We start from the raw sequence: 24103 nt of genomic DNA, 5'->3' as shown, positions 1-24103 counted from the left end.
GATTGTTCCCGGATGGACACTCATGGAAATGGGCAAATTTGCCGCGAAGCTTTTTGAGCTTTTCAACATAATTCGGGCCTGCCCGGAAGTCATTCTTCAAGAAGGGCGAATGAAATAAGAAGTTATGGGATGTGTCTCGTAGCAAAAATCCATCCCCGCCGTCTTCTAGATGCTACTCCTGCAGGATACCTGTGAAGTTTTTGCTGATGAGGGACTCCAAGGCTGGAAGCGCGGTAATGTTGCAGCTGAAAAAGCTCGAATTATCCCGACCAAGCACACGCCGATGCTGAAAAATTCGTTTCGCAATTATGGACAAGAGAGACATATTGGTCGTAGGTTAAGGTCGACATATGAATAATTCCCAGGCTTGTGCCTTGCGGCACCGCCGCAAGCCATCAACGCTGCTGAACCAAACCTTCCTATTCGGCTTTCAGGCCGCAACCATGACGTCCGCAGTTCGTGCGGGAACCTTGCGGATGGTGTCGAGGACGTTCTGGGCGGTCCGCAGATAGACCATGCGATCGTAATGATTGCCGCCGACCTGGATCTCGGCCTCGCTCTGAATCGAGTCTTTGAACCAGACGGTGCCGACATAGGGGTATTCTGCCGCGAGGGCTCGCACTCGATTTACATAATCCAGCACATGCGGTTGATCTTTCAGGCTGCCATCGCCCTGCCGAACCCGGGTATCGTCGAACAAGGAGGATGAGTTTTGACCCCTCCGGTATGCGATCGCAGAGGCTGCGCATCTGCTCCATGAACACCGGATCGCCGGCCCGGAAACCCCGCATATAGTTCTGGCGCATGTGGCGGCCGAGACGCAGCAGATGCTGGGTGTCTTCCGGCCGGATTGGTGCGCCCTTTATCTTGGCCAGTATTTCCTCGCCCGTGTCCACGGTGAAGTCCACATTCCAAACACCATGCGGCTCCATGACCAATTCCCAACCGTGCTCCTTATGGTAATAACGAGGGTAGTATTTGCTTGCATCTAGCGCGCCATTAAAGATGAAAATCGTTCCATATGGAGCATTGGAAAAAAAATCAAATGCCGTTATGTCGAGCGGCAACTGCATTGCTTCTGCTTCTACGCTAAATTCTCTATGGCTGCGTGCGGCGGAGGACAGCATGAGCGACACGCTATTTACACGCACAAAGACGCCACCTGCGGCAAAGTTGCCGGTAACCTGCACCCGATCCGCGTAAGGGTTAAGATAGACGCTGATCGCATTCGCCTCGCATCCCCCGAGGACACGCATTTCGGGGGCAAGCGTCTCACAAGGAGTGCCGCCATCCGAAAGCGAGGTGACCAGCTGCACCCAATCGATCTCACGGGGAACCGAAAGGTCGGTCAGCACCTCGCCCACCACTTTCATCTGCGGCCGGCCGAGGTGTTCGTAGAGCCACTGCTCGACCAGCATGCCGAGGGTGCGGCAAGAAAAACAGAAATGATGCAATCGCAAATCGAATATACCAGCCTGCCGCTTCGACAGCATGTCCTCGGTCATGAAGAAGCCGACGAAGCCGTAATCGCCGTATTTGTCCACCACCCGAACAAGCCCGGCCTGACGCCGGAAGAGTTTAAGCTCTCCTAGAAGGATGTCCCGGGCCTGATCCAGATCTTCAGGCAGGCGCTTCTTCGTGAAGTTGAGCTGGTTGGTCCGGTTGATCAGCTCGATTGCCCGGTCAATATGCGACGCGACATCATATTCGATGTAAACCCGCACATCGCAGCCGCGCAGAAATTCCTCGTTCCCACCGGCTGCCTTCAGTTCGTCCCGCTTGCGTTCCTCGAGCAGCTTGTACTGCGCCAGGCGACTGAGCTTGCTGTCATCCTTGCCCTTGAACCGCGAGTCGTCGAGCATCCTTGAGATGAAGGTCTCATCCTCGACCTGAAGGTCAGGAACGATCGCCGAGGCTTCGGCACGGTTATTCGGGTTGTCGTCAATGAAAATCACCGTCGCCGGACGCAGCTGCACGGCCTCGATCAACGCATTCAACCGGACACCCTTCGGCTCCCAGGAGATACTCGGAAAGATGAAGTAGTCGAGAATCCCCCTCTCCTCCAGGATCTTCAGGATGACCGCTTCGTCGTTCTTGGAGCAGATCGAGCTCATGATCCCGCGCTGGGCGAGCTCTATGACGATGTCATGGTTCTGTTGGATGTATTCCTGAATCCCGCCTTCCGTAACAGTGCCTTTCCAGAACGTCTCGTCGAGGTCCCAGACGACAAGTCGCACTGCTTCAGGCATCGCAATCTCCAGACTTTCCGGCGCCGGTGGGCTCGCACGGTATCGCTTATTAGTGGAATACGCTGGAAGGTTTAATGCAATTTCGGTTCTCCGCCAAGGTTTGTCGGCTTCGGGCGCTGGCCCGTGATCGATCCGGTGCCTGCTCCGCCCGGGGCGCCCCTTTTGCTGCCTGGAATTGCCGCCCGAGGCGGGTACGCCATCCCGCAGCGGCGGTGCCCGGGCCTGACCCACATTCTTGCCTCGGAGAACCTTGGTTGCCGCCCTGCACCAGGTGGGCCTGCCAAGCATCCCGCAGCTATTCCACATTCCAAAAATGCTAATAGACACAGGCCTGCTCATCTCATCCGGAGAAACACCATTCTCATTTGCATTTAGCTTGAAAAACCACACTGTCTAATCGCTAAATGCTGCGCTCCCCTGGCAATCGGGCCCATGCCCCGCGGGATTTGAACCATGCAGCTTGCACCGCGACACCAACCGCTAAAGCGCCGCCTCTCCCTCCTCCGGCACATCACCCGCCCGGGGCGCTGTCGCCCCTGAGCCCAGGGCCCTGGCGCCCGCTCCCAACATCCTTGCCCGATGTCATGCACCTGCCGCCCGGCGCGGCCGGAGGTTCTTCCATGCGCAGATCCCACCCCATCGCCGTGCGGGGCCGCTTCCTCGGCGTCGTCGTCACCCATGCCGCGGCGGATTGGCGGTTCATTGCCACCGACCCGGTCGTCGAGGATATCGACAACCGCACCTTTTCCAGCCCGGCCGAGGCCGAGCGCGTTGCCCATCTCGTCCTCGCCCGCAACAGCGGCGGAGGCGCCAGGGCGCCGGGCGGGAACCGGCCATGACCAACCCGGCCCCGCCGCCGCGGGCGCCGGCATCCCTGCGGGAGAGCGCATGGTGAGCGCTTCCGCCATCGCCCGCCCCGCCATGCCCGAGGGCAGCCCGGCCCGCCGCATGGCCGCGCGGGGGCGCGGGGGGCGCGGGGGCGCGGGGGCGCGGGGGCATCGGGGGGGGCGCATTCGCGGGTTCCGGGCGCCCCTCCGCCCGGTTGGTGCGTGACGGCCATGGCCATCCTGCTCGCAGAGGAACTCCTCTCGGCCGCCGCCGCCCTCTGGCGGGCGAAGGATGTCGCGATGCCCGTCCTCGCCCTGCCGGCGGGCATCGCGGGCGCCTGGCTGCACTTCGCCCATCCTCCGTCATCCGAGCACGAGCAGGACGCGGTGCTCGCTGCCCTGCTGATTCTTTGAAGCCCTTCGCCAGGACCCTGCGCATCACCCCGCTGCACCCGCCCTTCGCGGCAGGGATCGGCGGCCTCGCCCTCGCCCAGCCGCCGGCCGGCCCATCGCCTGCCGGTCTTCCGCGGCCAGCATCCGGTGCCCGCCGATCAGGTCGCCCGGAAAGGCGCCCTCAACGGGGCGCCGTCAGCGCCTGCGGATCGATCGATGCGGCCAGGACCGCGTATCCGCCCGAGACGCCGAAACGGCTGAGCGACGTGATGCCCACCACGCCCCAGGTCCCATCCCGCCCGCGCACCAGCAGCGGGCTGCCACTGGCCCCCCGGGTCGCCGCGCAGGAGTGGCGCAGCATGATATGCCCTACAGCATCGCGGGCGAGGCCCATGGTGGCGCAGTGGAGGTCGGCGACCATCGTGAGCGGCTGGTCCGCCTGGTAGCCGCCAAGCGCCAATGGAATGCCCGGCCTCGGCAGCACCCGCGCCAGCGGCAGCACGCGGTCCGGCGTGCCGAGCGCGGTGTCGAGGGTCACGACGGCCCAATCGGCATCGGCCGGCGAGCTCGGCAGCGGCCGGACGCCCGGCCCGACGGCGAAGCCCTGCCCGCTCGTGAAGGAGACGGCCCGGGCGTGACCGGCATAGCCACTCGGGGAGTAGCCGATCAGGAAATGGATCGAGTGCGCCGGCACGAATTGCAGGGTTTGCGGGCTGATGAGGCAATGCGCAGCCGTGAGCACGGTCTGCGGGCCGATGAGGGCGCCCGTGCAGCGGCCGCCAACCTCGGTCAGCACCGGCCCCAATGCGTTCCAGGGAGCGCTGGCGATATCCACCGGGGTGCGCACCGCCTCCGGCCCCAGCCCCGGCAGCGAGGTGCATCCGGTCAGCGCCAGGAACAGCGAGGCGCAGACGAGCATGGCGCCCGGGGCCATCGGGCGGCGGCCGGGCCTGGAACGCCTCGGGCCCAGGCTCCTGCCACAAGGTGAAGGCGCCCTGCTCATCCGCCTGCCGCTCCCGCCTCATGGCGCCCGCCGCTGGGCCGCGTCATGCCGGGCATGGCGCGCTCCGGATGGGCTGGCCTCCAGGTTCAGGCTCCAGGCTAGGCGCCCTGGCGGGGGGTTTCCAATCGAATCGCAGCGAGGCTGCCGCGCCCTGTTCCGGCGCATTCCCGGGCGGCCCACCCGGCGAGTGAGCGGTCACGATCGGCCTTCGTCATGCCCGGCGGGCCTGCCGGCCGCCAGGGCGCCGGCGCCGGCGCCGGATCGGGAGGGTGTCCTGTTGGGTCGCTCGGGCGTGCTGATGCTCGCGGCAATCGGGCTGGCGGCGATGCTCCTGCCGCGGTGGGCCCTGGCGGCCGAGGACGGGCGGAGCAGCCCGCCACCGCCCACCGGACAGGCCAACCCGAACCCCGGGCCGGAGGATCCCTACTGGACGCCGGAGCGGTTGCTGCCGGTGGCTCCCGGCGAAGGCGGCCGCTTACCGGTCCCTGGCGCGTCGCCGCAGCCCGGCACCGGCCGTAGGAACCTTGCTCCGGTCCTGCTGCGCCTGGAGAACCTGCTGGAGGCACTGAACCAGCGCGGTTCGCGCGAGCGGCTTCTGCAGCCTCACGGTGGGGCCGCCCATCCCGCGCAGGTCGGCCTCGGGGGCTGTGCCCTCGAAACCCGTTGCAACAACCACGGGCAGGTTCGGCATCTCCCTGCGCAGGCGCCGGATGACGTCCTGCCCTGCCAGTCCCTCCGGCAGCCGAAGATTGACCACCGCGGCGGCGAGCTGAACCTTGAAGGTCCTGGCAAGCCCGAGGGCGGTCGGCCCATTGCCTGCCAGGATCACCTCGAAGCCGGCATCGGTAAGCTGCTGTTCGATATCGAGGGCGATCAGCGCCTCATCCTCGACCACCAGGATTCTCCTGGGAGGGGTGGGGCCTGCTGCTGCCGCTTGAGCGTCTTCGATCTGGCGATCCTCCGGGCTGTCACGGGTTCGTTTTGATATAAATATGAATTGTTGGCGTTTTAATGTCAATGCATGGTCGTGATGGCTTCCGGTCCTGCCGACGGAGAGGCTGCATGATAGCAACTTATGGTAGATTTATCCTGGCTATTTTGTATATTTTTCGGCAGATAGGGTCGCATCATCCTGTCGGATGGCCCCTGGATGGGATCGGGACATGAGCATCGGGGCGGCCAAGCCAGCGGTTTCGGCGAAGCGGGAGGGGCAGGTGCCGCCGGAAGCCGATGTGGCGACCGATGCCATGGCCTCGACCCTCGCGGCGCTGCTTGCTGCCGCCCTGGAGCGCCGCCTGCTTGCCGCAGGTAGCGTATCCGAGGGTGGTTGGCCGGCCGGGAGCAGCGCCCTCCGGCCACATGGCGGCGTGCCGGCCTCGGAGTGAGGGGGCGGCTGGACGAGGCCATGACGGAGCAGACCGTGGCAGAGGCCGGACTCCAGCCCGACAAGCGCCGGGCGCTCCGCAGTTCCTCCCTCAGGCGTGCCCAGATCACCTTCGGCGCCGTCGCCATGGACTGCGTCGTGGTGGACACCTCCTCGGGCGGGTTGCGGGCGCGGACCGCGAGCCCCGTGACCGTGCCGGAATGGGTGACCTTGCGGTATCCCGACGGGTCCATGTCCCGTGCCCGGCGCCGCTGGGTGCGGGGAACGCAGATCGGCTTCGAGCTTACCGGGTCGGACAGCGGCGACCTGCTGGACGCGATGATCGCCGGGCTGACGCAGGACCAGCGCCGCGCACTCATTGCCAGGCTGGAGGCATCGCTTGCTTCCCCAGGGACGGCAGCCAGGGAGTGAAACCGGCCGCGCCTTCCCCGTTCCGCACCAGCGGAGGCTGACCCCCGGCGGCTGATTGGCCCTGGTCGCATCCTGCCTGTCCAACGGCGCCTGCCTGGACGGAAAACGCGCCATCGCCGGGCATCGTTGCGGCATGCCGCCGCCGCCGCCCATCGCATCCAGGCGAGATCCTCGGCCACGGTGCCGCAATCCTGGCATGGCCGGAATCGAGGGAGCGGCCGGAAGGCGCTCCAGGTGGCCTCAGCGCCGGTGCGAGGGCAGGAGCGCAGCAAGGCGGCGCGCCTGCTCGCCCGCGGCTTCGGCGGGGATGTTGGTGAAGCTCAGCATCAGACCCGCGCCGCAGCCGGCCCCGGCCGACCAGAGGCTGAGGGGCACCGGCCCCAGCCCGGCCTCGGCGGCCCGCCGCGTCAGGGCGATATCGTCGGTCCCCGGCGGCAGGCGCAGCAGCAGGTGCATGCCCATGTCCCGGGCATCGACCCGGGCGCGGGCGCCGCATGCCTCCTGCAACGCGGCCGCCAGGGCGCGCCGGCGCTCGGCGTAGAGGCCGCGCATCCGCCGGATATGCCGGCCGAGATGCCCCTCCGTGATGAAGTCCGCGACGGCCTTCTGGACCGGCAATGCCTGGCCCGGTACCAGGCGGGACGCCACCTGCGCGAAGCGCGCCGTCTCCGGCGACAGCACCACGGCATAGCCCAGCCGCAGCGCGGGCAGCAGGACCTTGCTGAAGGTGCCGACATAGATGACCCGCCCCGCGGCATCCAGGCCCTTCAGCGCCGGCAGGGGCGGGCCTGCGAGGCGGAACTCGCCGTAGTAGTCGTCCTCCACGATCCAGCCGCCGGTCCGCGCCGCCCAGCGCAGCAGGGCGAGGCGCCGCGGCAGCGACAGCATCATCCCGAGCGGCGCCTGGCAGGAGGGCGTCACCACGGCGAAGCGCGCATCCGGCGCGCGCGCCAGCCCCTCCTCGACATTCAGGCCCTCCTCGTCCACCGGGACGGGCACGACCTCGGCCCCGGCGAGCGTGAGGGCCTGCCGGGTCCGGGGATAGCCGGGATCCTCGAACCAGACCTGGTCGCCGGGGCGAAGCAGCGCCCGCGTGACCAGGTCGAGCGCCCCGGCGAAGCCCGCGGTGACGAAGACCTGCGCCGGCGAACACACGATGCCCCGCGCCACCCCGAGATAGTTGGCGATGGCCGCGCGCAGGGCAGGAGCGCCGGCCGGGTCCTGGTAGCCCATCTCCGCCGGTCCGAGCCGCCCCGCATGCCGCGCCGCCAGCCGGCACCAGAGCTTCCGGGGGAAGGCGTCGAAGGCGGGGACTCCGGGCTGGAAGGGGCGTGCGGGCGAGGCCCAGGGAGGGTCGAGCGGGTCCCCTTCCGGCCCGGGACCAGCCGCATCGGGCGGCGCCGCTTCGGCGGCGCGGCCGCCGGGCCCGTCCGGCGGCAGCCGCAGATCCGGGTTGACCAGGGTCCCGGCGGGTCCGCGCCCGACCACATAGCCCTCCCCGGCCAGCCAGTCATAGGCAGCCTTGACCGTGCCGCGGGCGACGCCGAGCTGGCCTGCCAAGCTGTTCCAGGACGGCAGGCGCGTTCCCGGCGGCAGGTGCCCGTCCAGGATGGCCGAGCGGATGCGCTCGTGGATCTGCCGGTAGATCGGCCCCGCCTGCCGCGGCCCGAGCGTGATCCCGTCGAGCCCCGGCTCGCTGCCCTGCCCCATGGTACAGTTCCTCCGATGGGATTTGGTGCTGTTGCCTGCACCGTCGCCGCACCATCCTCCCGGCTCCTGGCGCCAGGCAAGCGCTCGCCGCGCCGCCTCGCCGGCAAGGAGGACCCGAATGGAACAGAGACTGGATGCCAATGCCGCCGCCCCCGCCGCCATGAAGGCCGTGCTGGGCGTCGAGGCCTATATCCGCGGCTGCGGGCTGGAGCCGGCGCTGATCGAGCTGGTGAAGATGCGCGCCTCGCAGATCAATGGCTGCGCCTTCTGCCTGGACATGCACAGCCACGACGCGCGCCAGCGCGGCGAGACGGAGCAGCGCCTCTATGTGCTGGACGCCTGGCGCGAGGTGCCGTTCTACAGCCCGCGCGAACGGGCGGCGCTCGCCTGGACCGAGGCGCTGACCCGGATCGCCGAGACGCATGCCCCGGATGAGGACTATGCCGAGCTGCGCCGGAACTTCTCGGAGCGGGAAATGGTGGACCTGACCACGCTCATCGGCCTGATCAACCTGTGGAACCGCCTCGCCATCGGCTTCCGCAACCAGCCGCCCGTCAGGAAGGCCACAGCAGCCTGATGGCCGCCGCAAGGAGACCGGACATGCAGGATCCAGCATCCCCGATCCACCGGCGCAGCCTGGTGGGCGGCCTGGAGGCGGCAGGGTTGGTCGTCCTGGCCGCATCCCTTCCCTCGCAGGCGCGGGCCGAGGGCGACGCGGCCCGCAAGGTCTTCGAACAGGCGCTCCCGAACCTGCCGGGCCAGGTGCTGACCGCCGTGGTGGTGGAATACGCGCCGGGCGGGAAATCGCCCCCGCACCGCCACGACGCCTCGGCCAGCGTCTTCGCCTATGTCCTCTCCGGCAGCATCCGGTCGCAGGTCGAGGGCGGCGAAGTGGCCGTCTATCGGGCCGGGCAGCATTGGTTCGAGCCGCCCGGCGCGCACCACGTCGTCAGCGAGAATGCCAGCGGCACCGAGCCCGCGAGCCTGCTGGCCGTGCTCATCGCCGCGGCCGGAGCAAGGCTGACGGTCTACGATCCCTGAGGGGGCGGAAGGCGCGCCGCGCAGGCCGGGGCCGTGTCGGCCCGGCAGGCCCGCCCGGGCGCCGGTCGCGCGGCACCACCTCGGCCGCGCCGTTGCCCTTCGTTGCAGTCCGCCCCCGCGCCGCCATGGTTGGGCCGCGCAGCCGACACGCCGGAGCGGTCTCTTCGACCCTGCCGGGCGCCGCCAGGAAGCGGGGCCCTCGAAGGAGACCACCATGCGAAAGCTTCTCGCGGTTGCCGCCCTCGCCTCGACCATCCTCGGCGCGCAGGTTGTCGCCACCCCCGCCATGGCCGCGCCGCGGTCGGGCGCCGTCATGGCGCCAGGCAAAGCACCCGCGCCGCTGTTGCACGAGGCCCACTACACCCCGCGCCGCGACCATTACGCCCCCTACGGCCGCCACTACCATGCGCCGCCGCGGTACCAGGCGCGGCACCAGCCCCATTGGGACAGGCACCCCGCGCCGCCGCCTCGCTTCGACCCGCGCCATCCCGGCCATTGGCGCTGAACCACGCCGCGGCGGGGCGGCCCTCCGCCGCAGCGCGATCCTTCCTGCCGGCGGCCGATGACATCGGCCGCCGGCGTCAGACGACCACCGGCTCCAGCGTCTCCAGCATCCAGCGCGCGAAGCCGGCGACCCGCGCGTCGCCATGCGGCTGCCCCATCACCTGGATGCCCATCGGCAGGCCGCGCACCGCGGTCAGCGGCGCCGTGACCACCGGCGCGCCCAGCGCGGAGCTTGGCGTGTTGAAGACCGAATCGCCGGTGGGCCGCGCCGTGAGCGGCTGGCCCGGCACATCCCCGCCCCAGGCCGGGGCGGGGCCGGGCGAGGCCGGCGCGATCAGGGCATCGACCAGCGGTGCCAGCGCCGCGTGGCGGAGCCGCGCCTCCTCGCGCTGCATCAGCCGCGCGCGATAATCCTCGGGCGTCAGCTTCTCCGCCGCGGCCAGCCCCGCCTTGGCGCGGGCGCTGACGCCCTCCGGGTTCTGGTCCACGAGGTTCCGGATGCCCCAGCGGTTCTCCCAGGCGGTGATCGCATTGGCCATGGCCTGCGCCCCATCGATGGCGCGCTCGAAGGCTTCGATCCAGGCGTGGTCGCCGCGGCGCAGCACCGTCACGCCCTGCGCGCGGAGCTGCTCCACCACCGCCTCGAAGGCTGTGCGCGCAGCCGCGTCCAGCCCGGACCAGCCCTCGGTCTCCATGACCGCGAGCGTGACCGGCCGCTGCGCCGCGGGCGGCACGTCGGGGCCGAACAGGCCGAGCCTGCCCGGGTCGCCGCCGGCACGGCGGGCGATCTCGATCGCCACCTGCCACATGTCCTCGATGCAGCCGGCATGGACGCCGTGGGTGCTCATGCTCGTCGCCTGGCGCTCGCCGCGGTTGATGGCGCCCTGGGTCGGCTTCAGCGCCACATTGCCGCAATAGCTGGCCGGCCGGATGATGGAGCCGCCAACCTGGGTGCCGATCGCCGCCGGCACCATGCGCGCGCCCACGGCCGCGGCGGAGCCGGAGGAGGAGCCGCCCGGCGTATGCGCCGCATTGAAGGGATTGGTGGTGGGGCCGGGCTGCGTGCCGCCCAGCTCGGCGGTGACGGTCTTGCCGAGCACCACGGCGCCTGCCTGGCGCAGCGCCCAGACGCCGGCATTGTCCCGCTTCGGGAAGTTGTCGCGATGGGCGTCGCAGCCCATCCGGGTCGGCATGTCCCGCGTTTCCAGCAGGTCCTTGATGCCGATGGGCATGCCGTCGATGGGCGAGAGCGGGCGGCCGGACCGCCAGCGCGCGGTGCTGGCCTCGGCAGCCTCGCGCGCGCCGGTCTCGTTCAGCATCACCCAGGCCTGCACCACGGGTTCGCGCGCGGCGATGGTCTCCAGGCAGCGTTCCAGATAGGCGCGCGGCGTGTCGGCGCCTTCGGCGAAGCGGCGCGCCGCATCGTGGAAGGTGAGCGCGCGGAAACCCTGCGGCGTATAGGCTGAAGGCTGCGAGCCATCCATGTCCTGTGGCACTCCTCTCTGCTGCTGTGCGTTGCGTCCGTCGGATCTCAACTCAAACTGCCCGGATGGTCCTGCCAGATGCTCGGCTTCAGGCGCAGATGCGTGGAGGCCGGGTAGGTCTCCGTCCAGTGGCGCGCGCATTCCGCGCCGGTTGGGTTCCACAGCGCCGGGAAGCCGCCCATATGCGCCAGGAATTCTTCCAGCATCTGCAGCCGGTTCGGGAAGCCGATGGCATGGGGATGCAGCGTGAGGCCGAAATACCGGCCGCGGCCGTATTGCGCCTCGAACTCCGCCCGCCAGTTGCGGAACAGGGCGTCCGGATGCTCCAGCCCCGTCCCCGTGGCGGGGAAGAGCAGGAAGAACTGGTCGTCGAAATGGTAGTAGTAGGGCAGGGTGAGGATGGCGCGCCGCGCGGCGAAATCCGTCACCCACCAATGCGGCACGTCATCGGCCAGGCCATTGCCCATATAGGCGTAGCCGGCCTCGATCAGCAGGTCCATCGTGCTGGGGCTGATGCTGCCGCCGGCGTATTTGTCGCCCTGCCGCGGCAGGGAGAACCAGCCCGCCGGCCGCTTTCCCGTCACCCCTTCGAGGATCGCGGTCGTGCGGTCCAGCCGTGCCTTCTCCTCGGTGCGGTCGAGGGTGCTGACATCCTCATGCCGGAAGCCATGGGCGGCGACCTCATGCCCGTCATCGAGCAGCGCCCGCACCTTCGCCGCATGGATCTCGGCGATCACCGCCGGCACGGCGAAGGTCGCGCGGAGGCGGTGGCGCCGCAGCACGCCGAGCAGCGCGTCCAGCCCGCCATGGATGCCGTAATGCGCCTCCGGCGTCCTGAGGTCCGCGGCGCGAATTCCCTCGGGGCCGCAGGGCGGACTCAGGTCCACCACCAGGCTGACGCAGCAGCGGCGGTTGTCGGGCCAGCGCAGTTCCGCATCGCGGATGCCGCGCTCGTCGGAGATGGTATAGCCGTCCTTCCAGGGCATCCTCGGCGTCTCCTGTCAGGCGGCCGGTGCAAGCGGGGGGGCAGGCGCGGAGGCAGTGCCGCGCCACCTCCTCGCAACTCGGGAACCAGACGCCGGGCAGCGTCTTCATCCGGCCGATCAGCCGGTCCAGCATCGCGATCCGCAGCGCCCGGCCGGAGACGAAGGGATGCAGGCAGATATTGAGGTAGCCGCCCGCCTGGTACTGCTGCCAGAAGGCGGCCCACCAGATCTCGAAGACCCGGTCCGGGTCGGCCATGCGCTGCGCCGCGTTCTCGGTGTTCAGCCAGGCGAAATTGTAGAACATCGCGTCGTCGATGGCGTAGTGGAAGGGCAGGTTCAGCATCCCCTCCGGCCCCTTCTCGTCGCGGATATAGTGCGGCCGGTGGTCGGGCACCTTGCGGGAATTGTAGATATAGCCCTCCTGCCGCAGCAGCGCTGAGGTATGCCAGCTTCGCGTGCCGACCGGCCGGCGCCCGGTCAGCCGCTCGATGGCCGCGGTGGCGCGACGCAGGTGGTCGGCCTCCAGTTCCGGCTCCTTGGGGACGCGGTGCTCCCACATGTGGTCGGCGATCTCGTGCCCGCTGTGCGCGGCCGCCTTGACCGCCTCCGGATAGAGTTCGCAGATGCGGCCGGGCGTGAAGATGGTCGCCTTCACCCCGTGGCCGTCGAACAGCTCGATCAGCCGCCAGATGCCGACGCGGCCGCCGAACTCGCCCTTGGCGAGTTGCATCGGCGGCTCGTTCAGCACGCGGCGCAGCAGCATCGCGTCGAAATCGGCGGTGAAATTCACCGCGATGCGCTTGCCCTCCGGCCAGGCGCAGTCGGCAATGACATGGTGGCGGGCGCCATAGCCCAGCGCCGCCTCGCGAAGTTCGGCGATGTCGCTGTCGAGGTGGTTCGTCATCTCCGGCGGTCCTCCCGGGGCAGAATGGCCGCGACCGGCCGCATCGGCGATGCTCGCCCATCCCTGTGCCCTTGCCAATGCTCCATCGCGGTGCTCCGCGGCGTCACAGGAAGGCGCCATCCACCGGCAGGCCGACGCCCGAGACGTAGCTCGCCGCCGCCGAACAGAGGAAGCCGACGACGGCGGCGACCTCCTCCGCCTCGCCGGCGCGGCCGGTCGGGAAGTCCCGCAGCATGACGGCGCGTGCCGCCTCCGGCAGCGCCTCGAAGCGCCCCCGGATGCGGCTGCCCTGCTCGGCCAGGATCAGGGAGGGCATCAGCGCGTTCACCGTGATGCCGTGCGGCGCCTCGTCCTTCGCAAGCTGCGCGGTGAAGCCGAGCAGTGCCGCCTTCGCGGTGGCATAGGCGAGCCGCGCGCCCTGCGTCGTGACCGGCCCCTTCCGTCCGCGCGCCACGATCGAGGAGAAATTCACGATCCGTCCATGGCCCCGCGCCCGCATCTCCGGCACCGCGGCGCGGCAGAAGCGGAAGGTGCTGGTGAGGTTGAGGGCGATCACATGCTCCCAGAGCGCGTCGTCCATCTCCTCGATGCTGCGGACGGGCCGCGGTCCGGACCCGCCGGCGACATTCACCAGCGCGTCCAGCCGGCCTTCGAGCGCGCGGATGCGCGCCATCGCCTCCTCCGGCGCGTCGGGCGCGGTCGCGTCGGCGACGAGCATCTCCGCCCGGCCGCCCGCCGCCCGCACCCGCTCCGCCGCGGCGGCGAGCGCGGCCTCGTCGCGGTCGAGCATCAGGACCGAGAGGCCCTGCCCGGCGAGTTGCCGGCAGATCGCCGCGCCGATGCCGCCGGCCGCGCCGGTGACGAGCGCCCAGCCGCCCTCCGCCACCCTCAGCGCCCCGCCCGCTGGATGTTCCAGAGCACGGGGAAGCCCACTTCCAGCACGCCGCGCAGGTCGGAGCGATAGACCGCCGGGCTCGCGATTGGCCGAGGATCACGACCGAGACGTTCTCATGCGCGCGGGCCTGGAGCTGGGCCGCGATCTCCCGCCGCCGCGCGAAGTCGCTCTCGGCGGCGAATTGCTCCAGCAGTGGCACCTGGCCGCGGTCGCACCACCAGCCCGGATAGACATTGGCGCAGTTGTAGACCATCGCCGGATTGGCGATCGGGTTCTCCATGTCGAAGCCGGTCCAGACCAGGGGCGTCACGCTCCAGCCGCCCTGCTCCACCGGCTCCCGCTTGGTGCGGAGCTGCGCGACGCTGCTCCAGTCCGTCGTGCGGACATCGAGGTTGAAGCCGGCGCGGCGCATCTGCTCCATCGCGACCAGGGCGATCGGGTCGATCAGCGCGGAATCCCGCGAGTGCAGCACCACCACCGGCTCGTTGTTGTAGCCGGCCTCGCGCAGCAGGGCGCGGGCCTGCTCCGGGCCGGTATCGCGCAGCGGCTCGGTCCCGGCATCGGTTTCGTAGGGGCCGCCGCACATGAAGAGCGTCAGGCACCGCTCCCGCACCATGTCGGGCGGCAGGCCGAGCGCCGCGACGACTTCCGGCTGCTGGATCGCCTTTTGCAGCGCGCGGCGGATCCGCACGTCGTTGAAGGGCGGCTGGGTATGGTTGAGCGTCAGCACCCCGAAGATCTGCCCCCCCGCCCAGGCCCTGCGTGACCACCACGCGCCGGTCGCGGCGCAGCGGCTGGATGAAGTCGAGCGGCGCCCGCTCCAGGTAGTCGATCTCGCCGGCCTGCAGCGCCGCGACCTTGGTCGAGTGATCGGGGATGGAGACGAACTCGGCCCGTTCGAGATGCACCTGCTTGCCGCCGGCCAGCCCGTCCGCAGGTTCCTCGCGCGGGCGGTAGCGCGGGTTGCGGTGGAACACCACGCGGTCGCCGGGCCGCCATTCCTCCCGGCGGAAGAGGAAGGGGCCGGAGCCCACCACCTCCTGGATCTGCTGGTTGGGCGGCGTCTGCGCGATGCGCGCGGGCATCATGAAGGGCACCAGGGTGGAGGCCTTGCCCAGCGCCTCCAGCACCTGGCCGAAGGGCCGCGCCAGTTCCAGCACGAAGGTCTTCTCGTCGACCACGCGCAGGCCACGGGCGGCTGCCATGAGCTGCCGGCCAAGCCCGTCCCGCGCGCCCCAGCGGCGGATCGAGAGCACGCAGTCCTCGGCCGTGACGGGCGCGCCGTCGTGCCATTCCAGCCCGGGGCGGAGCTTGAAGGTCCAGGTCAGGCGATCGTCGCTGATCTGCCAGGATTCCAGCATCTGCGGCTTGGCTTCGCCATGGCTGTCGACGCCGACCAGCGTGTCCCAGACCATGTAGCCGAAGGTGCGGGTGACGACCGAGGGGGTGAAGACCGGGTCCAGCACCTGGAGTTCCGTGTTCATCACCAGGCGCAAGGGCTGTTGCTGCTGCTGCGCCGCAGCGGGCGCCGCGGCGCCGAGGAGCGCGAGCGCGGCAAGCGCGCCCAGCAGGCCGGCTGGCCTCATGCGGTGGTCCCTCCCTGTTCGTTCTTGCCGGCGATGCTAGACCCGGCACAGGGCCTCGCCAAGCCGGCCACCCTTCAGACGAAGACGCGCCCGCCATCCGTCTCCAGCACCGTTCCGGTGGTGAAGGAACTGTCGCCGCAGCTCAGGAAGAGCACGGCGCGCGCGATCTCCTCCGGCCGGCCGAGGCGGCGCATGCCGACGCGGGCGAGGAACTTCGCCATCTGCGCCTCCCGGTCCGGGGCGCGGGAGAGGGTGCGCTCGATCATCGGCGTCTCGATCGGCCCGGGCGCGACGGCGTTCACGCGCAGGCCGCGATCCGCATATTCCAGCGCCAGGCTGCGCGTCAGCATCACCAGCGCGGCCTTGGACGAGCAATAGGCCGAGAGGTTCGGCAGCGGCCGCATCCCGGCGCCGGAGGCGAGGTTGACGATGGTGCCGCCACCGGCCGCGAGCAGCAGGGGCAGCGTCGCGCGGCAGACGAGGAAGGGGCCGTCCAGGTTCACCGCATGCAGGCGGCGCCAGTCCTCGAAGCCAAGCTCCGCGAAGGGGCGCCAGAGGCTGATGCCCGCCGAGTTCACCACGCCGTCGAGGCCGCCCAGCGCCTCGGCTGCCTCGGCGACACCGCGGGCAACCGCGGCCTCTTCCGTCACCTCGGCCGCGACGCCATGCGCGATGCCGGGGCCGAACCCCGCCACGGCCTCCCGCAGCCGGGCTTCGTCGCGGTCGAGCAGCGCGAGGCGGGCGCCCTCCGCGGCCATCAGCCGCGCCGTCTCCAGCCCGATGCCGGAGGCCCCGCCGGTGATGAGGACGCGCCTCTCCCGCATGCGCATTGCGCCCGCTCCGTTCCGGTTCGGTTGTCCCTGAAGGCTTGCACCCCGTTGCGCGCCGCGCAAGGCTGCGCCGGAAACAGGTGTTGGAGCGTCGCGCAGCGGGCGATAGCCTGCACGGACCGCGCCGCCCCTCAAGGGAGGATGGAGCATGGCCAGCAGGCTTCCGCATCCGGTCGAGCACCCGAGCGTCTGGCGCCGCACCGATCTGGAGCGCGACCCGTCCTGGACCATCCGCCTGACGCCGGCCCAGGCGGCCGAGGTGGATGCGGCGGTCCGCACCGTGACGGCGCGCGGCCTGCGGGGCGCCGAATTCGCGCGGGAGGATTTCCCGCTCCCCGGCCTCGGCCCGGTGCTCGGCGCCGCGCTGGACGGGCTGGAGAACGGGCGTGGCGTGGTGCTGCTGAAGGGCCTGCCCGTGGATCCGGTGGATGAGGAGCGCGCGGCGCGCATCGTCTGGGGCCTGGGCGCCCATTTCGGGCGGGCGCTGCGGCAGATCCCGCGCGTCAATCTCGGCGGCTTCCGCGACAACCTGATCGGCCATATCGTGGACCAGGGCTACGACTACGGCGCACCGAACGCGATCGGCTCCGGCACCAGCGCGGAACAGATGCCGCATTGCGACGGCTCGGACCTGGTGGGGCTGCTCTGCCTGCGGCCCGCGGCGGATGGGGGCGGGGTCAGCCGCGTCGTCAGCTCCATGGCGATCCACAACGCGCTGCTGGAGCGGTGGCCGGAGGTGCTGGAGACGCTCTACGCAGGGTTCCACCACGACCTGCGCGGGGACGAGGCGAAGGGCAGCGGCCTCAAGGTCACGCCGCACCGCATCCCGGTATTCAGCGAATGCGGCGGCGTGCTCTCCTGCAATTTCAATCCCAAGACCGTGGAGATGGGCGCGGCGAAGCTCGGCGTGCCGCTTCCGGCGCGGGAGCGGGAGGCGCTGGACGCGATGCTGGCGCTGGCCACGGACCCGGAATTCGCGGTGGAGATGCGGCTGGAAACGGGCGACCTGCAACTGGTGAACAACTACACCGTGCTGCACAGCCGCACCGGCTGGAAGGACCCGCCCGGCGAGCCCGCGCGCAAGCGGCTGATGCTGCGGCTCTGGCTGAAGAGCTTCGCGGCGCGGCCGCTCGCGCGGGATTTCGTCGGCGGCTACGTGACCGGCGCCGCGCACGACGTGGCAGACGCCCGGGTCTGACCTCGCCCTGGCGATCCGGCGGCATGGAAGGCCGATACGCCCCTGCATTCCCATGGGCCGCCGGCCCCGCCCGCGGCCCGGGTCATGCGAAAGACGGAACAAGTGCCCCCCCGGTTCCTCGACACCCCATACGGTTGTGGCCTTGCGGTTCCTCATCAACTAATCTGCCGCCGGGACCACCCGCCATGACCAAGCCCATGCGCGAGCCAGCCGATTGCCGTTCGATGAGCATCGAGGCCACTTTCCAGCAAAGGCCGGGCGCCGCATGCGTGGCGGTTTTGAATGCCGCCCCATCCATCCGCCGCGAAGAAACATCATGAAGACAAGGATCGGGTTGATCGCCGCCAGCCTCGCCACTGGCGTCCTGATGGCCGGGAATGGCGCCCTCGCCGCCGGATATGCGCTACGGGAGCAGAGTGCGGTGGGCCAGGGCGCCGCCTTCGCAGGCTCCGCCGCGCGGGGCGACGATCCCTCCATGATCTTCTTCAACCCCGCCGCCATGGCCTGGCTGCCAGGAATGCAGGCGGCCACGGTCGCCTCCGCCATCTGGCCCGAGGCCGCAGCGCAGTCGGGCTCGGCAAGCCGCAACGCCCTGCTGGGCGGCAGTGCGATCACCGGCTCGCTCGGCGGCGATGCGGCCCTCGATGCGGTGATTCCGGCGCTCTACGGAACGGCGGCGGTAGGCGAGCGGTGGCGGCTGGGCCTCGGCGTGACCATGCCCTGGGGGCTGGTGACCAAATATCCCGCCGATTTCATCGGCCGCTACCACGCCCTCACCTCCTCGCTGCGGACCATCAACATCGCGCCCGCGGTGTCCTGGCGGCCCCAGCCGAACCTCGCCTTCGGCGCCGCCCTGCAGATCCAATATGCCGATGCGCGGCTGTCCAATGCCGTGGATTTCGGCGCGGTGGGCGCGGTTTCCGGCCTCGGGCGCTTCGGCCTCCTGCCCGGCACGCGGGACGGCCGCGCCACCACCAGTGGCGACGATACCGCCCTCGGCTGGCAGATCGGCGCGCAGTGGGAACCGCTGGCCGGCACCCGGCTCGGCCTGGCCTTCCGCTCCGCCATCTTCCACGAGCTGCGCGGCGAGGCGAGCTTCCAGGGTGTTCCGGCGCCGCTCAACGCCTCGGCGCAATTCGCCAATACCGGCGGGCGGGCCAAGCTGACCACGCCGGAGGTGCTGTCCCTCGGCGTGACCCAGCGCCTGAATGAGCGCTGGACCCTGCTGGCGGAGGCGGACTGGACCAACTGGTCCCGCTTCCGCGAGCTGGTCGTGCACTTCGACAGTGGCCGGCCCCCTTCCGTCACCGAGGAGCGCTGGCGCGACAGTTGGTTCCTCTCCCTCGGCACCGAATACCGTGCGACGGAGGGGCTGACCCTGCGCGCCGGCTTTGCCTATGACCGCACCCCGGTGCCGACGGAGACGCGCACGCCGCGCATCCCGGACAGCGACCGCTACTGGCTCTCCATCGGTGCCAGCTACCAGGTCACGAACAATGCCACCCTCAGCGCCGCCTACACCCATGTCTTCGCCGATGATGCCGGGGTGGCGCTGCGCGACCGCGGCCCCGGAACCTCGGACTTCCTGCGTGGCGACCTGAACATGGCCTACCAGGCCAGCGTGGACATCCTGGCGGTGCAGGCACGGTTCGCCTTCTGACCGGCGGCTGAAAGGCGGGGGCCGCCATGGCTGGAGTCACGGCATCGGCCGCAGGCTTTCGGTCAGGCGCCGCCTCGCCGCCGCCAGGATCCGGTCGGAGAGCGCGGGATCATCCACCGCCCGCGAAAGCATGAGCGCGCCCGCCAGGGTGGCCATGATGGCCAGCGCCTCATCCTCGGCCGGCTGCCGCCGCGAGGGCAGCAACCCCGCCAGGCGTCCGATCGTGGCCTTCAGCCCCTGGGTGAAGGTCCGGCGCACCGCCGGCCCCTGGCGTGGGATCTCGCTGCCAAGGGCGGCGAGGGCGCAGCCGGAGCCCGGCTCATCCCGATGCCTGGCCGAGAGGTAGCGGGTGATGAAGGCACCCAGCGCCTCCTCGGCGGGCAAGGCCTCCTCGAGCGTCGCCCTGCCGGCGCTGCGGGCCAGGGCCTCCGCCAGCGCTTCCGCCGCCAGTTGCTCCTTGGAGCCGAACTGGCTGTAGAGGCCGCCATGGGTCAGGCCGGCCGCTTCGCTCAGCGCGTCGACCCCGACCCCGGACAGGCCCTTTTCCCGGAATAGCCGGGCGGCCGCCGTCAGGATTCGCGCCCGGTTCTCGGCAGACTTCTCCTTCGAAACCCTCATTGCATGCCTCCCGCCGGAACCATCGGTTCCTGCTTGACAGATTACATGGCGATCGCAATCTTAAAGTCAATGATGGCGATCGCCATCAAAATGGTCGATGAGGAGTGCAGAGATGCCTGGGGATCCCGCCGCCAGCGCCGTGCAGGGCCCGCTCGGCCGCTTCCAGGGTGCCTTGGCCGCCTTCCGCGCGCCGGAACCGCGCGCCGCCGCCATCAACGCCGCGGTCGCCATCGAACGCCCGCGCTGATCTGGCCAGAAGGAAATGACCGCGATGCGAATCCTGATCCTCGGTGCCGGCGCCATCGGCGGCTATTACGGCATGCAACTGGCGGAGGCCGGGGCCGATGTAAGCTTCCTGGTCCGGCGGCGCCGCGCTGCGCAGATCGCGCAGGATGGGCTGGTGGTGCAGAGCCGTGGCCGCACCCTGCGCCGCGCCGTGCCCACGGCGCTGGCGGGGCAGACCACCGGGCCTTTCGACCTGATCCTGCTGACCTGCAAGGCCTATGACCTGCCGCAGGCGATCGAGGCGATCGCCCCGGCGACCGGCGCGGCCAGCCTGGTGCTGCCGCTGCTGAACGGCATGGCGCAATACGAGGCGCTGGATGCGCGCTTCGGCGCCGATCATGTGCTCGGCGGGCTTTGCTACATCGCCAGCACGCTCGGGCCGGATGGCATCATCCGCCACACCAGCCCGGGCGACGCCATCCAGTTCGGCGATCGCGCCGGCCGCCCCTCGGCGCAGGCCGAGGCACTGGCGGCGCTGTTCGCCAGGACGCCGGTGGAAGCCAGGGTCTCCGACGGGATCGTGCAGGGCCTGTGGGAAAAGTGGTGCATGATCGCCGCGAGCGCCGCACTCACCTGCCTGCTGCGCGGCAGCATCGGCGAGATCATGGCGACCGAGGACGGCGAGGCCATCGCCGAGGCGATGATGGCGGAATGCCGCGCCATTGCCACCGGGCTGGGCCACGCGCCGCGGCCCGATTCCGTGGAGCGCACCAGGCGGCAGCTTACCGACCGCCAGTCGCGCTGGGCCGCATCGATGATGCGCGACATCGAACAGGGTGCGCCACGGCTGGAAGCCGGGCACATCATCGGCGACCTGATCCGCCGTGGCCATGAGGCCGGCATCGCGGCGCCGCTGCTGCGGGCCGCCCATGCGCAGTTGCAGATCTACAATGCCCAGGGCGCCGCACGCCTGGCCCAGCCTCGCCCGGATGCCGCCTGACCGCGGCGGGCCGCGCGGAACCGTCAACTGCGCGCCGACCAGAAGCGAGCCCCGCCCGCCGATCGGCACGGCGCCCGACACCATATCGCGGAGCACAGAGATGCAGAACGACAACACCGCCGGGGCCGTCCACGGGCGCCATCGCGGCAATGGCGGAGGTGCGCCGGCCCTCGCCCGGGCGGGAGCGGCGTCATGAGCAACATCTCATCCAGCGCGCCCGCCATCGAGACGCGGGCCTCCGCGCTCAACCCGCGCACCCATCTGTTGCTGCACGGGGCCATCGTGCCGACGCTGCTGCGCCTCGCCTGGCCCAACATCCTGGTCATGCTGGCGCAGGCCTCAACCGGGTTGATCGAGACCTGGTGGGTATCGCATCTCGGCACCGACGCGCTGGCCGGCATGGCGCTGGTCTTCCCGGTGTTCATGATGATGCAGATGCTCTCCGGCGGCGCCATGGGCGGGGGCATTTCCTCGGCCATCGCGCGCGCGCTCGGCGCCGGGCAACGCGCCGATGCCGATGCGCTGGTGCTGCACGCGATCATCATCAACGGGCTGCTGGGGCTTGCCTTTTCCGTCCTGGTACTGGCCTTCGGCCCCTCGCTCTACGGTGCGCTTGGCGGCGAGGGGGGCTCGCTGGAAGCGGCGCTGCTCTATTCCAACGTGGTCTTCGCCGGCACGACGCTGGTCTGGCTGATGAATGCCTTTGCCAGCGTGATCCGCGGCACCGGCAACATGTTCGTCCCCTCGCTGGCGATCTGCCTCGGCGTGGTGCTGCTGATCCCACTTTCGCCGCTGCTGATCTTCGGGTTCGGGCCTTTCCCGGCGCTTGGCATCGCCGGCGCCGGCCTGGCGGTGGTGCTGACCACCGCGCTCACCGGCGTGGTCCTGGCCTGGTACGTGCTGGCCGGCCGCAGCCTGGTGCGGCTGCGGCTGGCACGCCTGCGCCCGGCCCTGTTCAACGACATCCTGGGTGTAGGGGCGGTCGGCTCGATCAGCACCTTGCAGACGACCCTGACCGTGGCGCTGACCACGGCCCTGGTGGGCACCGCCGCCGGGCCGGACGCGATTGCCGGCTATGGCACCGGCGGCAGGCTGGAATACCTGCTGGTGCCGCTGGTCTTCGGGCTCGGCGCCCCGCTGGTTGCGCTGGTCGGCACCAATATCGGCGCCGGCCAGCAGGCCAGGGCGCTGCGCATCGCCCTTATCGGCGGCGCGCTGGCCTTCGCCATGACCGAGGCAGTCGGCCTCGCCGCGGCGATCTGGCCCACGGCCTGGCTCGGACTGTTCGGCGATAATCCGCGCATGCTGGAAACCGGCGCCGCCTATCTGCGCAGCGTGGGGCCGGCCTATGGCTTCTTCGGCCTCGGCCTGGCGCTGTACTTCGCCTCGCAGGGGGCCGGCCGGCTGTTCTGGCCCCTGCTCGCCGGCTTGCTGCGGATGCTGATCGCGGTCGGTGGCGGCTGGGTCGTGCTGCGGATGACGGGCTCGCTCGGCTGGCTCTTCGCGGCACTCAGCCTGGCACTCGTCGTCTACGGCCTGACGCTGGTTGCCGCAGTCGCCTCCGGCGCCTGGTTCCGGCGCCAAGGGCCTGCCCGGAATCGGGGCGATCGCGGGGGCCTGCTGGCGACCCGATCGCCAGCCGCGCCCGCCCTGGACCCGGGAGCCTGACCTGCGGCCGTTCAGGGGAAGCGTTCAGCCTCCGCTGCCCCAGTCATGCCGGGGCAGCCCTGCCCGCGGAGCGCTGATCGGCCAGAAAGCCCTGGGCTGCCGCCGGGTCGACGAGCGGATAGACCGAGAACTGCGCCGGGATGATATCGGCCCATTCATTCAGCCGGCGATGCAGCCCCTCATTGCTGGGGACATCGAACAGCACCACGGCGCCGCGGCCGACGCGGGCATGCACGGACCGGGCCTCGCCGGAAGCGATCAGCGGCTCGATCCAGCGCCAGTAGTCCTGCCGGCGCGCCGCAATGGCGCTGGGCGGCTCCGGCCGCGGCTCGCTGATGACCAGGAACAGCATGGGCGCTTGTCCTTGAATGGTGGGGCTGGCTATTCGACGGTGATGCGGGCTTCGCGGATCACGCGTGCCCAATTCCCGGGTGTCGCGCGCCTGCAACCGGCGCAGCTCATCCGGGCTGGCGGTGGCAGGCTCGAAGGCCAGCGGCGCCAGGCGCTCACGCACCGGAGGGCTGGCGGAGAACCGCGCCACCTCACGCACCAGGATGGCCTCGATCGCGGGTGGCAGGCCACGGGGACCGTAGACGCCGAACCAGGTGCTGGTGTCGAAGCCCGGCGCGATCGTCTCGGCGAGTGTCGGCACCTCCGGCAGGAATGGTGAGCGCGCCGCGCCGGTCGATGCCAGCGGACGCAGCCGGCCTGCCGCGATGTGCTGCGCCACGCCGGGCAGCAGCGCCACGATCAGGTCGAGCCGCCCGGCGAGCAGCTCGGTCACCGCGGGGCCGAGGCCACGGAAGGGCACGTGCTCCAATTGCGCTCCGGTCAGCATCCGCAGGAATTCGCCGTAGAGATGCGCGGGCACGCCGACCCCGGCGGAGCCGTAGGTCAGCGGGCGCTCGCGCCCCAGGGCGACCAGCCCGGCGATATCGGCAACCGGCAAGGCCGCCGGCACCGTCACGACGCTCGACATCCGCGCCAGCAGGCCGATCGGGGTGAAGTCCTGCACCGGGTCGAAGCCCGCCCGGGGGTAGAGCGTGGCATTGACGGTCATCACCGTGTCGATCGTCACCAGCAGCGTGTAGCCATCGGCTGCCGCCTGCGCGACCTGCTGCGCTCCGAGGTTGCCGCCCGCGCCGGTGCGGAAATCCGGCACGAAGGGGCGGCCCAGCGCCTGCTGCAGATGCTCGCCCAGCAGCCGGGCCATGATGTCCATCGGGCCGCCCTGGGCGAAGGGCACCACCAGCCGCACCGGCCGATCCGGCCAGGCTGTCTGCGCCATGGCCGGGGCGGCCAGCACCCCGCCCAGCAGGCTGCGGCGCGCCAGCATCAGTGGCTGCATCGGCACCGGATCCTCCCCTTGCGGCGTGTCGTTCCAGGCATGTCATCGCATTTCCCGGGGCAATGCCAGCCTCATTCGCCATGGCGCGCGCCGGCAACGCGTTGCCAGCCGCATCCGGGGCCGGCAAGCTGGGCGGGGAATCGCCGGGCCGGGCCCGCTGGCCCAAAGGGGGAGGAAGC

24 protein-coding genes and 2 pseudogenes are annotated in these 24103 nt (G+C 70.2%); 13 read left to right on the top strand and 13 right to left on the bottom strand.

Features of this window, described 5'->3' with window-relative positions:
* Positions 1 to 419: 419 nt before the first annotated feature.
* Positions 420 to 2249, bottom strand: coding sequence for an HAD-IIIC family phosphatase (locus KSF81_RS05820; protein WP_217378170.1), 1830 nt, complete (start codon positions 2247 to 2249; stop codon positions 420 to 422).
* 620 nt (positions 2250 to 2869) lie between these two features.
* Between KSF81_RS05820 and KSF81_RS05815 the strand changes: the two genes are divergently transcribed.
* Together KSF81_RS05815 and KSF81_RS05810 are read left to right on the top strand one after the other, a co-directional pair.
* A complete protein-coding gene (locus KSF81_RS05815) occupies positions 2870 to 3088 on the top strand; it encodes a hypothetical protein (RefSeq protein ID WP_217378169.1) in 219 nt (72 codons plus the stop codon).
* Between the two features lie 219 nt (positions 3089 to 3307).
* On the top strand, positions 3308 to 3490 hold the full coding sequence (locus KSF81_RS05810; protein WP_217378168.1) for a hypothetical protein: 183 nt from the start codon (positions 3308 to 3310) through the stop codon (positions 3488 to 3490).
* A 160-nt stretch (positions 3491 to 3650) separates the two neighbouring features.
* Here the strand turns inward: KSF81_RS05810 and KSF81_RS05805 are convergent, their stop codons facing one another.
* On the bottom strand, positions 3651 to 4403 hold the full coding sequence (locus KSF81_RS05805; RefSeq protein WP_217378167.1) for a serine protease: 753 nt from the start codon (positions 4401 to 4403) through the stop codon (positions 3651 to 3653).
* A 544-nt stretch (positions 4404 to 4947) separates the two neighbouring features.
* Complete coding sequence (locus tag KSF81_RS31905) at positions 4948 to 5367, bottom strand: response regulator (protein WP_217378166.1); 420 nt, start codon at positions 5365 to 5367, stop codon at positions 4948 to 4950.
* A 268-nt stretch (positions 5368 to 5635) separates the two neighbouring features.
* Between KSF81_RS31905 and KSF81_RS05795 the strand changes: the two genes are divergently transcribed.
* On the top strand, positions 5636 to 5857 hold the full coding sequence (locus KSF81_RS05795) for a hypothetical protein (RefSeq protein WP_217378165.1): 222 nt from the start codon (positions 5636 to 5638) through the stop codon (positions 5855 to 5857).
* A gap of 20 nt (positions 5858 to 5877) precedes the next feature.
* Entirely contained in the window at positions 5878 to 6267 is a 390-nt protein-coding gene (locus KSF81_RS05790; protein ID WP_217378164.1) for a PilZ domain-containing protein, read from the top strand.
* Positions 6268 to 6507: 240 nt separating this feature from the next.
* Here the strand turns inward: KSF81_RS05790 and KSF81_RS05785 are convergent, their stop codons facing one another.
* Positions 6508 to 7977: a PLP-dependent aminotransferase family protein gene (locus tag KSF81_RS05785; RefSeq protein ID WP_217378163.1), complete on the bottom strand. Its 1470-nt coding sequence runs from the start codon at positions 7975 to 7977 to the stop codon at positions 6508 to 6510.
* A gap of 118 nt (positions 7978 to 8095) precedes the next feature.
* On the opposite strand from KSF81_RS05785, the gene KSF81_RS05780 reads away from it, so the two are divergent.
* The 3 genes from KSF81_RS05780 (at position 8096) to KSF81_RS05770 (ending at position 9523) form a co-directional block, all read left to right on the top strand.
* Positions 8096 to 8554 carry a carboxymuconolactone decarboxylase family protein gene (locus KSF81_RS05780; RefSeq protein WP_217378162.1) on the top strand — a complete coding sequence of 153 codons (459 nt, stop codon included), beginning with the start codon at positions 8096 to 8098 and terminating at the stop codon, positions 8552 to 8554.
* A gap of 23 nt (positions 8555 to 8577) precedes the next feature.
* A complete protein-coding gene (locus tag KSF81_RS05775; protein WP_217378161.1) occupies positions 8578 to 9018 on the top strand; it encodes a cupin domain-containing protein in 441 nt (146 codons plus the stop codon).
* A 214-nt stretch (positions 9019 to 9232) separates the two neighbouring features.
* Positions 9233 to 9523: a hypothetical protein gene (locus tag KSF81_RS05770; RefSeq protein ID WP_217378160.1), complete on the top strand. Its 291-nt coding sequence runs from the start codon at positions 9233 to 9235 to the stop codon at positions 9521 to 9523.
* A 76-nt stretch (positions 9524 to 9599) separates the two neighbouring features.
* On the opposite strand, the gene KSF81_RS05765 is transcribed toward KSF81_RS05770, so the two are convergent.
* The 7 genes and pseudogenes from KSF81_RS05765 to KSF81_RS05740 form a co-directional block, all read right to left on the bottom strand.
* Positions 9600 to 11006, bottom strand: coding sequence for an amidase (locus KSF81_RS05765; RefSeq protein ID WP_217378159.1), 1407 nt, complete (start codon positions 11004 to 11006; stop codon positions 9600 to 9602).
* A gap of 47 nt (positions 11007 to 11053) precedes the next feature.
* On the bottom strand, positions 11054 to 11788 hold the full coding sequence (locus KSF81_RS05760; RefSeq protein ID WP_217378158.1) for a polysaccharide deacetylase family protein: 735 nt from the start codon (positions 11786 to 11788) through the stop codon (positions 11054 to 11056).
* On the bottom strand, positions 11697 to 12896 hold the full coding sequence (locus tag KSF81_RS05755) for a polysaccharide deacetylase family protein (RefSeq protein ID WP_217378157.1): 1200 nt from the start codon (positions 12894 to 12896) through the stop codon (positions 11697 to 11699). The genes KSF81_RS05760 and KSF81_RS05755 overlap by 92 nt, the downstream gene beginning before the upstream one ends.
* A 103-nt stretch (positions 12897 to 12999) precedes the next feature.
* Positions 13000 to 13782, bottom strand: a complete 783-nt coding sequence (locus KSF81_RS05750; protein ID WP_217378156.1) for an SDR family NAD(P)-dependent oxidoreductase — start codon at positions 13780 to 13782, stop codon at positions 13000 to 13002.
* A 301-nt stretch (positions 13783 to 14083) separates the two neighbouring features.
* A pseudogene (locus tag KSF81_RS29135) lies at positions 14084 to 14482 on the bottom strand (ABC transporter substrate-binding protein); the annotation flags it as partial.
* Positions 14483 to 14552: 70 nt separating this feature from the next.
* A pseudogene (locus KSF81_RS29130) lies at positions 14553 to 15152 on the bottom strand (ABC transporter substrate-binding protein); the annotation flags it as partial.
* Positions 15153 to 15451: 299 nt separating this feature from the next.
* Complete coding sequence (locus KSF81_RS05740; RefSeq protein ID WP_217378154.1) at positions 15452 to 16201, bottom strand: SDR family NAD(P)-dependent oxidoreductase; 750 nt, start codon at positions 16199 to 16201, stop codon at positions 15452 to 15454.
* Positions 16202 to 16355: 154 nt separating this feature from the next.
* Between KSF81_RS05740 and KSF81_RS05735 the strand changes: the two genes are divergently transcribed.
* The 3 genes from KSF81_RS05735 to KSF81_RS05730 all read left to right on the top strand — a co-directional run bounded on the left by KSF81_RS05735 (position 16356) and on the right by KSF81_RS05730 (position 19065).
* On the top strand, positions 16356 to 17405 hold the full coding sequence (locus KSF81_RS05735; protein WP_217378153.1) for a TauD/TfdA family dioxygenase: 1050 nt from the start codon (positions 16356 to 16358) through the stop codon (positions 17403 to 17405).
* 185 nt (positions 17406 to 17590) lie between these two features.
* Entirely contained in the window at positions 17591 to 17725 is a 135-nt protein-coding gene (locus KSF81_RS30895) for a hypothetical protein (protein WP_256444250.1), read from the top strand.
* The gene (locus KSF81_RS05730; RefSeq protein ID WP_217378152.1) at positions 17722 to 19065 is read left to right on the top strand and encodes an OmpP1/FadL family transporter; all 1344 of its coding nucleotides are present in this window, start codon (positions 17722 to 17724) and stop codon (positions 19063 to 19065) included. The genes KSF81_RS30895 and KSF81_RS05730 overlap by 4 nt, the downstream gene beginning before the upstream one ends.
* A 36-nt stretch (positions 19066 to 19101) precedes the next feature.
* Here KSF81_RS05730 and KSF81_RS05725 read toward each other — a convergent pair whose 3' ends face one another.
* The gene (locus KSF81_RS05725) at positions 19102 to 19683 is read right to left on the bottom strand and encodes a TetR/AcrR family transcriptional regulator (protein WP_217378151.1); all 582 of its coding nucleotides are present in this window, start codon (positions 19681 to 19683) and stop codon (positions 19102 to 19104) included.
* Positions 19684 to 19795: 112 nt separating this feature from the next.
* Here KSF81_RS05725 and KSF81_RS30890 point away from each other — a divergent pair, with 112 nt between their 5' ends.
* The 3 genes from KSF81_RS30890 (at position 19796) to KSF81_RS05715 (ending at position 22576) form a co-directional block, all read left to right on the top strand.
* On the top strand, positions 19796 to 19930 hold the full coding sequence (locus KSF81_RS30890) for a hypothetical protein (protein ID WP_256444249.1): 135 nt from the start codon (positions 19796 to 19798) through the stop codon (positions 19928 to 19930).
* 24 nt (positions 19931 to 19954) lie between these two features.
* Positions 19955 to 20908: a ketopantoate reductase family protein gene (locus KSF81_RS05720; RefSeq protein WP_217378150.1), complete on the top strand. Its 954-nt coding sequence runs from the start codon at positions 19955 to 19957 to the stop codon at positions 20906 to 20908.
* A 192-nt stretch (positions 20909 to 21100) separates the two neighbouring features.
* On the top strand, positions 21101 to 22576 hold the full coding sequence (locus KSF81_RS05715) for an MATE family efflux transporter (protein WP_217378149.1): 1476 nt from the start codon (positions 21101 to 21103) through the stop codon (positions 22574 to 22576).
* 43 nt (positions 22577 to 22619) lie between these two features.
* Here KSF81_RS05715 and KSF81_RS05710 read toward each other — a convergent pair whose 3' ends face one another.
* Complete coding sequence (locus tag KSF81_RS05710; protein WP_217378148.1) at positions 22620 to 23924, bottom strand: tripartite tricarboxylate transporter substrate binding protein; 1305 nt, start codon at positions 23922 to 23924, stop codon at positions 22620 to 22622.
* Between the last annotated feature and the right edge of the window lie 179 nt (positions 23925 to 24103).

The organism is Siccirubricoccus sp. G192 (assembly GCF_019084075.1).
Lineage (GTDB): Bacteria > Pseudomonadota > Alphaproteobacteria > Acetobacterales > Acetobacteraceae > G192.
Note: the sequence above shows the minus strand (reverse complement) of the source record. Positions and strands in the feature narration are given on the sequence as shown.

Coding starts and splice junctions, on each gene's coding strand:
- KSF81_RS05820 (WP_217378170.1), bottom strand. CDS start 2,249: ATGCCTGAAGCAGTGCGACTTGTCGTCTGGGACCTCGACGAGACGTTC.
- KSF81_RS05815 (WP_217378169.1), top strand. CDS start 2,870: ATGCGCAGATCCCACCCCATCGCCGTGCGGGGCCGCTTCCTCGGCGTC.
- KSF81_RS05810 (WP_217378168.1), top strand. CDS start 3,308: ATGGCCATCCTGCTCGCAGAGGAACTCCTCTCGGCCGCCGCCGCCCTC.
- KSF81_RS05805 (WP_217378167.1), bottom strand. CDS start 4,403: ATGGCCCCGGGCGCCATGCTCGTCTGCGCCTCGCTGTTCCTGGCGCTG.
- KSF81_RS05795 (WP_217378165.1), top strand. CDS start 5,636: ATGAGCATCGGGGCGGCCAAGCCAGCGGTTTCGGCGAAGCGGGAGGGG.
- KSF81_RS05790 (WP_217378164.1), top strand. CDS start 5,878: ATGACGGAGCAGACCGTGGCAGAGGCCGGACTCCAGCCCGACAAGCGC.
- KSF81_RS05785 (WP_217378163.1), bottom strand. CDS start 7,977: ATGGGGCAGGGCAGCGAGCCGGGGCTCGACGGGATCACGCTCGGGCCG.
- KSF81_RS05780 (WP_217378162.1), top strand. CDS start 8,096: ATGGAACAGAGACTGGATGCCAATGCCGCCGCCCCCGCCGCCATGAAG.
- KSF81_RS05775 (WP_217378161.1), top strand. CDS start 8,578: ATGCAGGATCCAGCATCCCCGATCCACCGGCGCAGCCTGGTGGGCGGC.
- KSF81_RS05770 (WP_217378160.1), top strand. CDS start 9,233: ATGCGAAAGCTTCTCGCGGTTGCCGCCCTCGCCTCGACCATCCTCGGC.
- KSF81_RS05765 (WP_217378159.1), bottom strand. CDS start 11,006: ATGGATGGCTCGCAGCCTTCAGCCTATACGCCGCAGGGTTTCCGCGCG.
- KSF81_RS05755 (WP_217378157.1), bottom strand. CDS start 12,896: ATGACGAACCACCTCGACAGCGACATCGCCGAACTTCGCGAGGCGGCG.
- KSF81_RS05740 (WP_217378154.1), bottom strand. CDS start 16,201: ATGCGGGAGAGGCGCGTCCTCATCACCGGCGGGGCCTCCGGCATCGGG.
- KSF81_RS05735 (WP_217378153.1), top strand. CDS start 16,356: ATGGCCAGCAGGCTTCCGCATCCGGTCGAGCACCCGAGCGTCTGGCGC.
- KSF81_RS30895 (WP_256444250.1), top strand. CDS start 17,591: ATGACCAAGCCCATGCGCGAGCCAGCCGATTGCCGTTCGATGAGCATC.
- KSF81_RS05730 (WP_217378152.1), top strand. CDS start 17,722: ATGAAGACAAGGATCGGGTTGATCGCCGCCAGCCTCGCCACTGGCGTC.
- KSF81_RS05725 (WP_217378151.1), bottom strand. CDS start 19,683: ATGAGGGTTTCGAAGGAGAAGTCTGCCGAGAACCGGGCGCGAATCCTG.
- KSF81_RS30890 (WP_256444249.1), top strand. CDS start 19,796: ATGCCTGGGGATCCCGCCGCCAGCGCCGTGCAGGGCCCGCTCGGCCGC.
- KSF81_RS05720 (WP_217378150.1), top strand. CDS start 19,955: ATGCGAATCCTGATCCTCGGTGCCGGCGCCATCGGCGGCTATTACGGC.
- KSF81_RS05715 (WP_217378149.1), top strand. CDS start 21,101: ATGAGCAACATCTCATCCAGCGCGCCCGCCATCGAGACGCGGGCCTCC.
- KSF81_RS05710 (WP_217378148.1), bottom strand. CDS start 23,924: ATGCAGCCACTGATGCTGGCGCGCCGCAGCCTGCTGGGCGGGGTGCTG.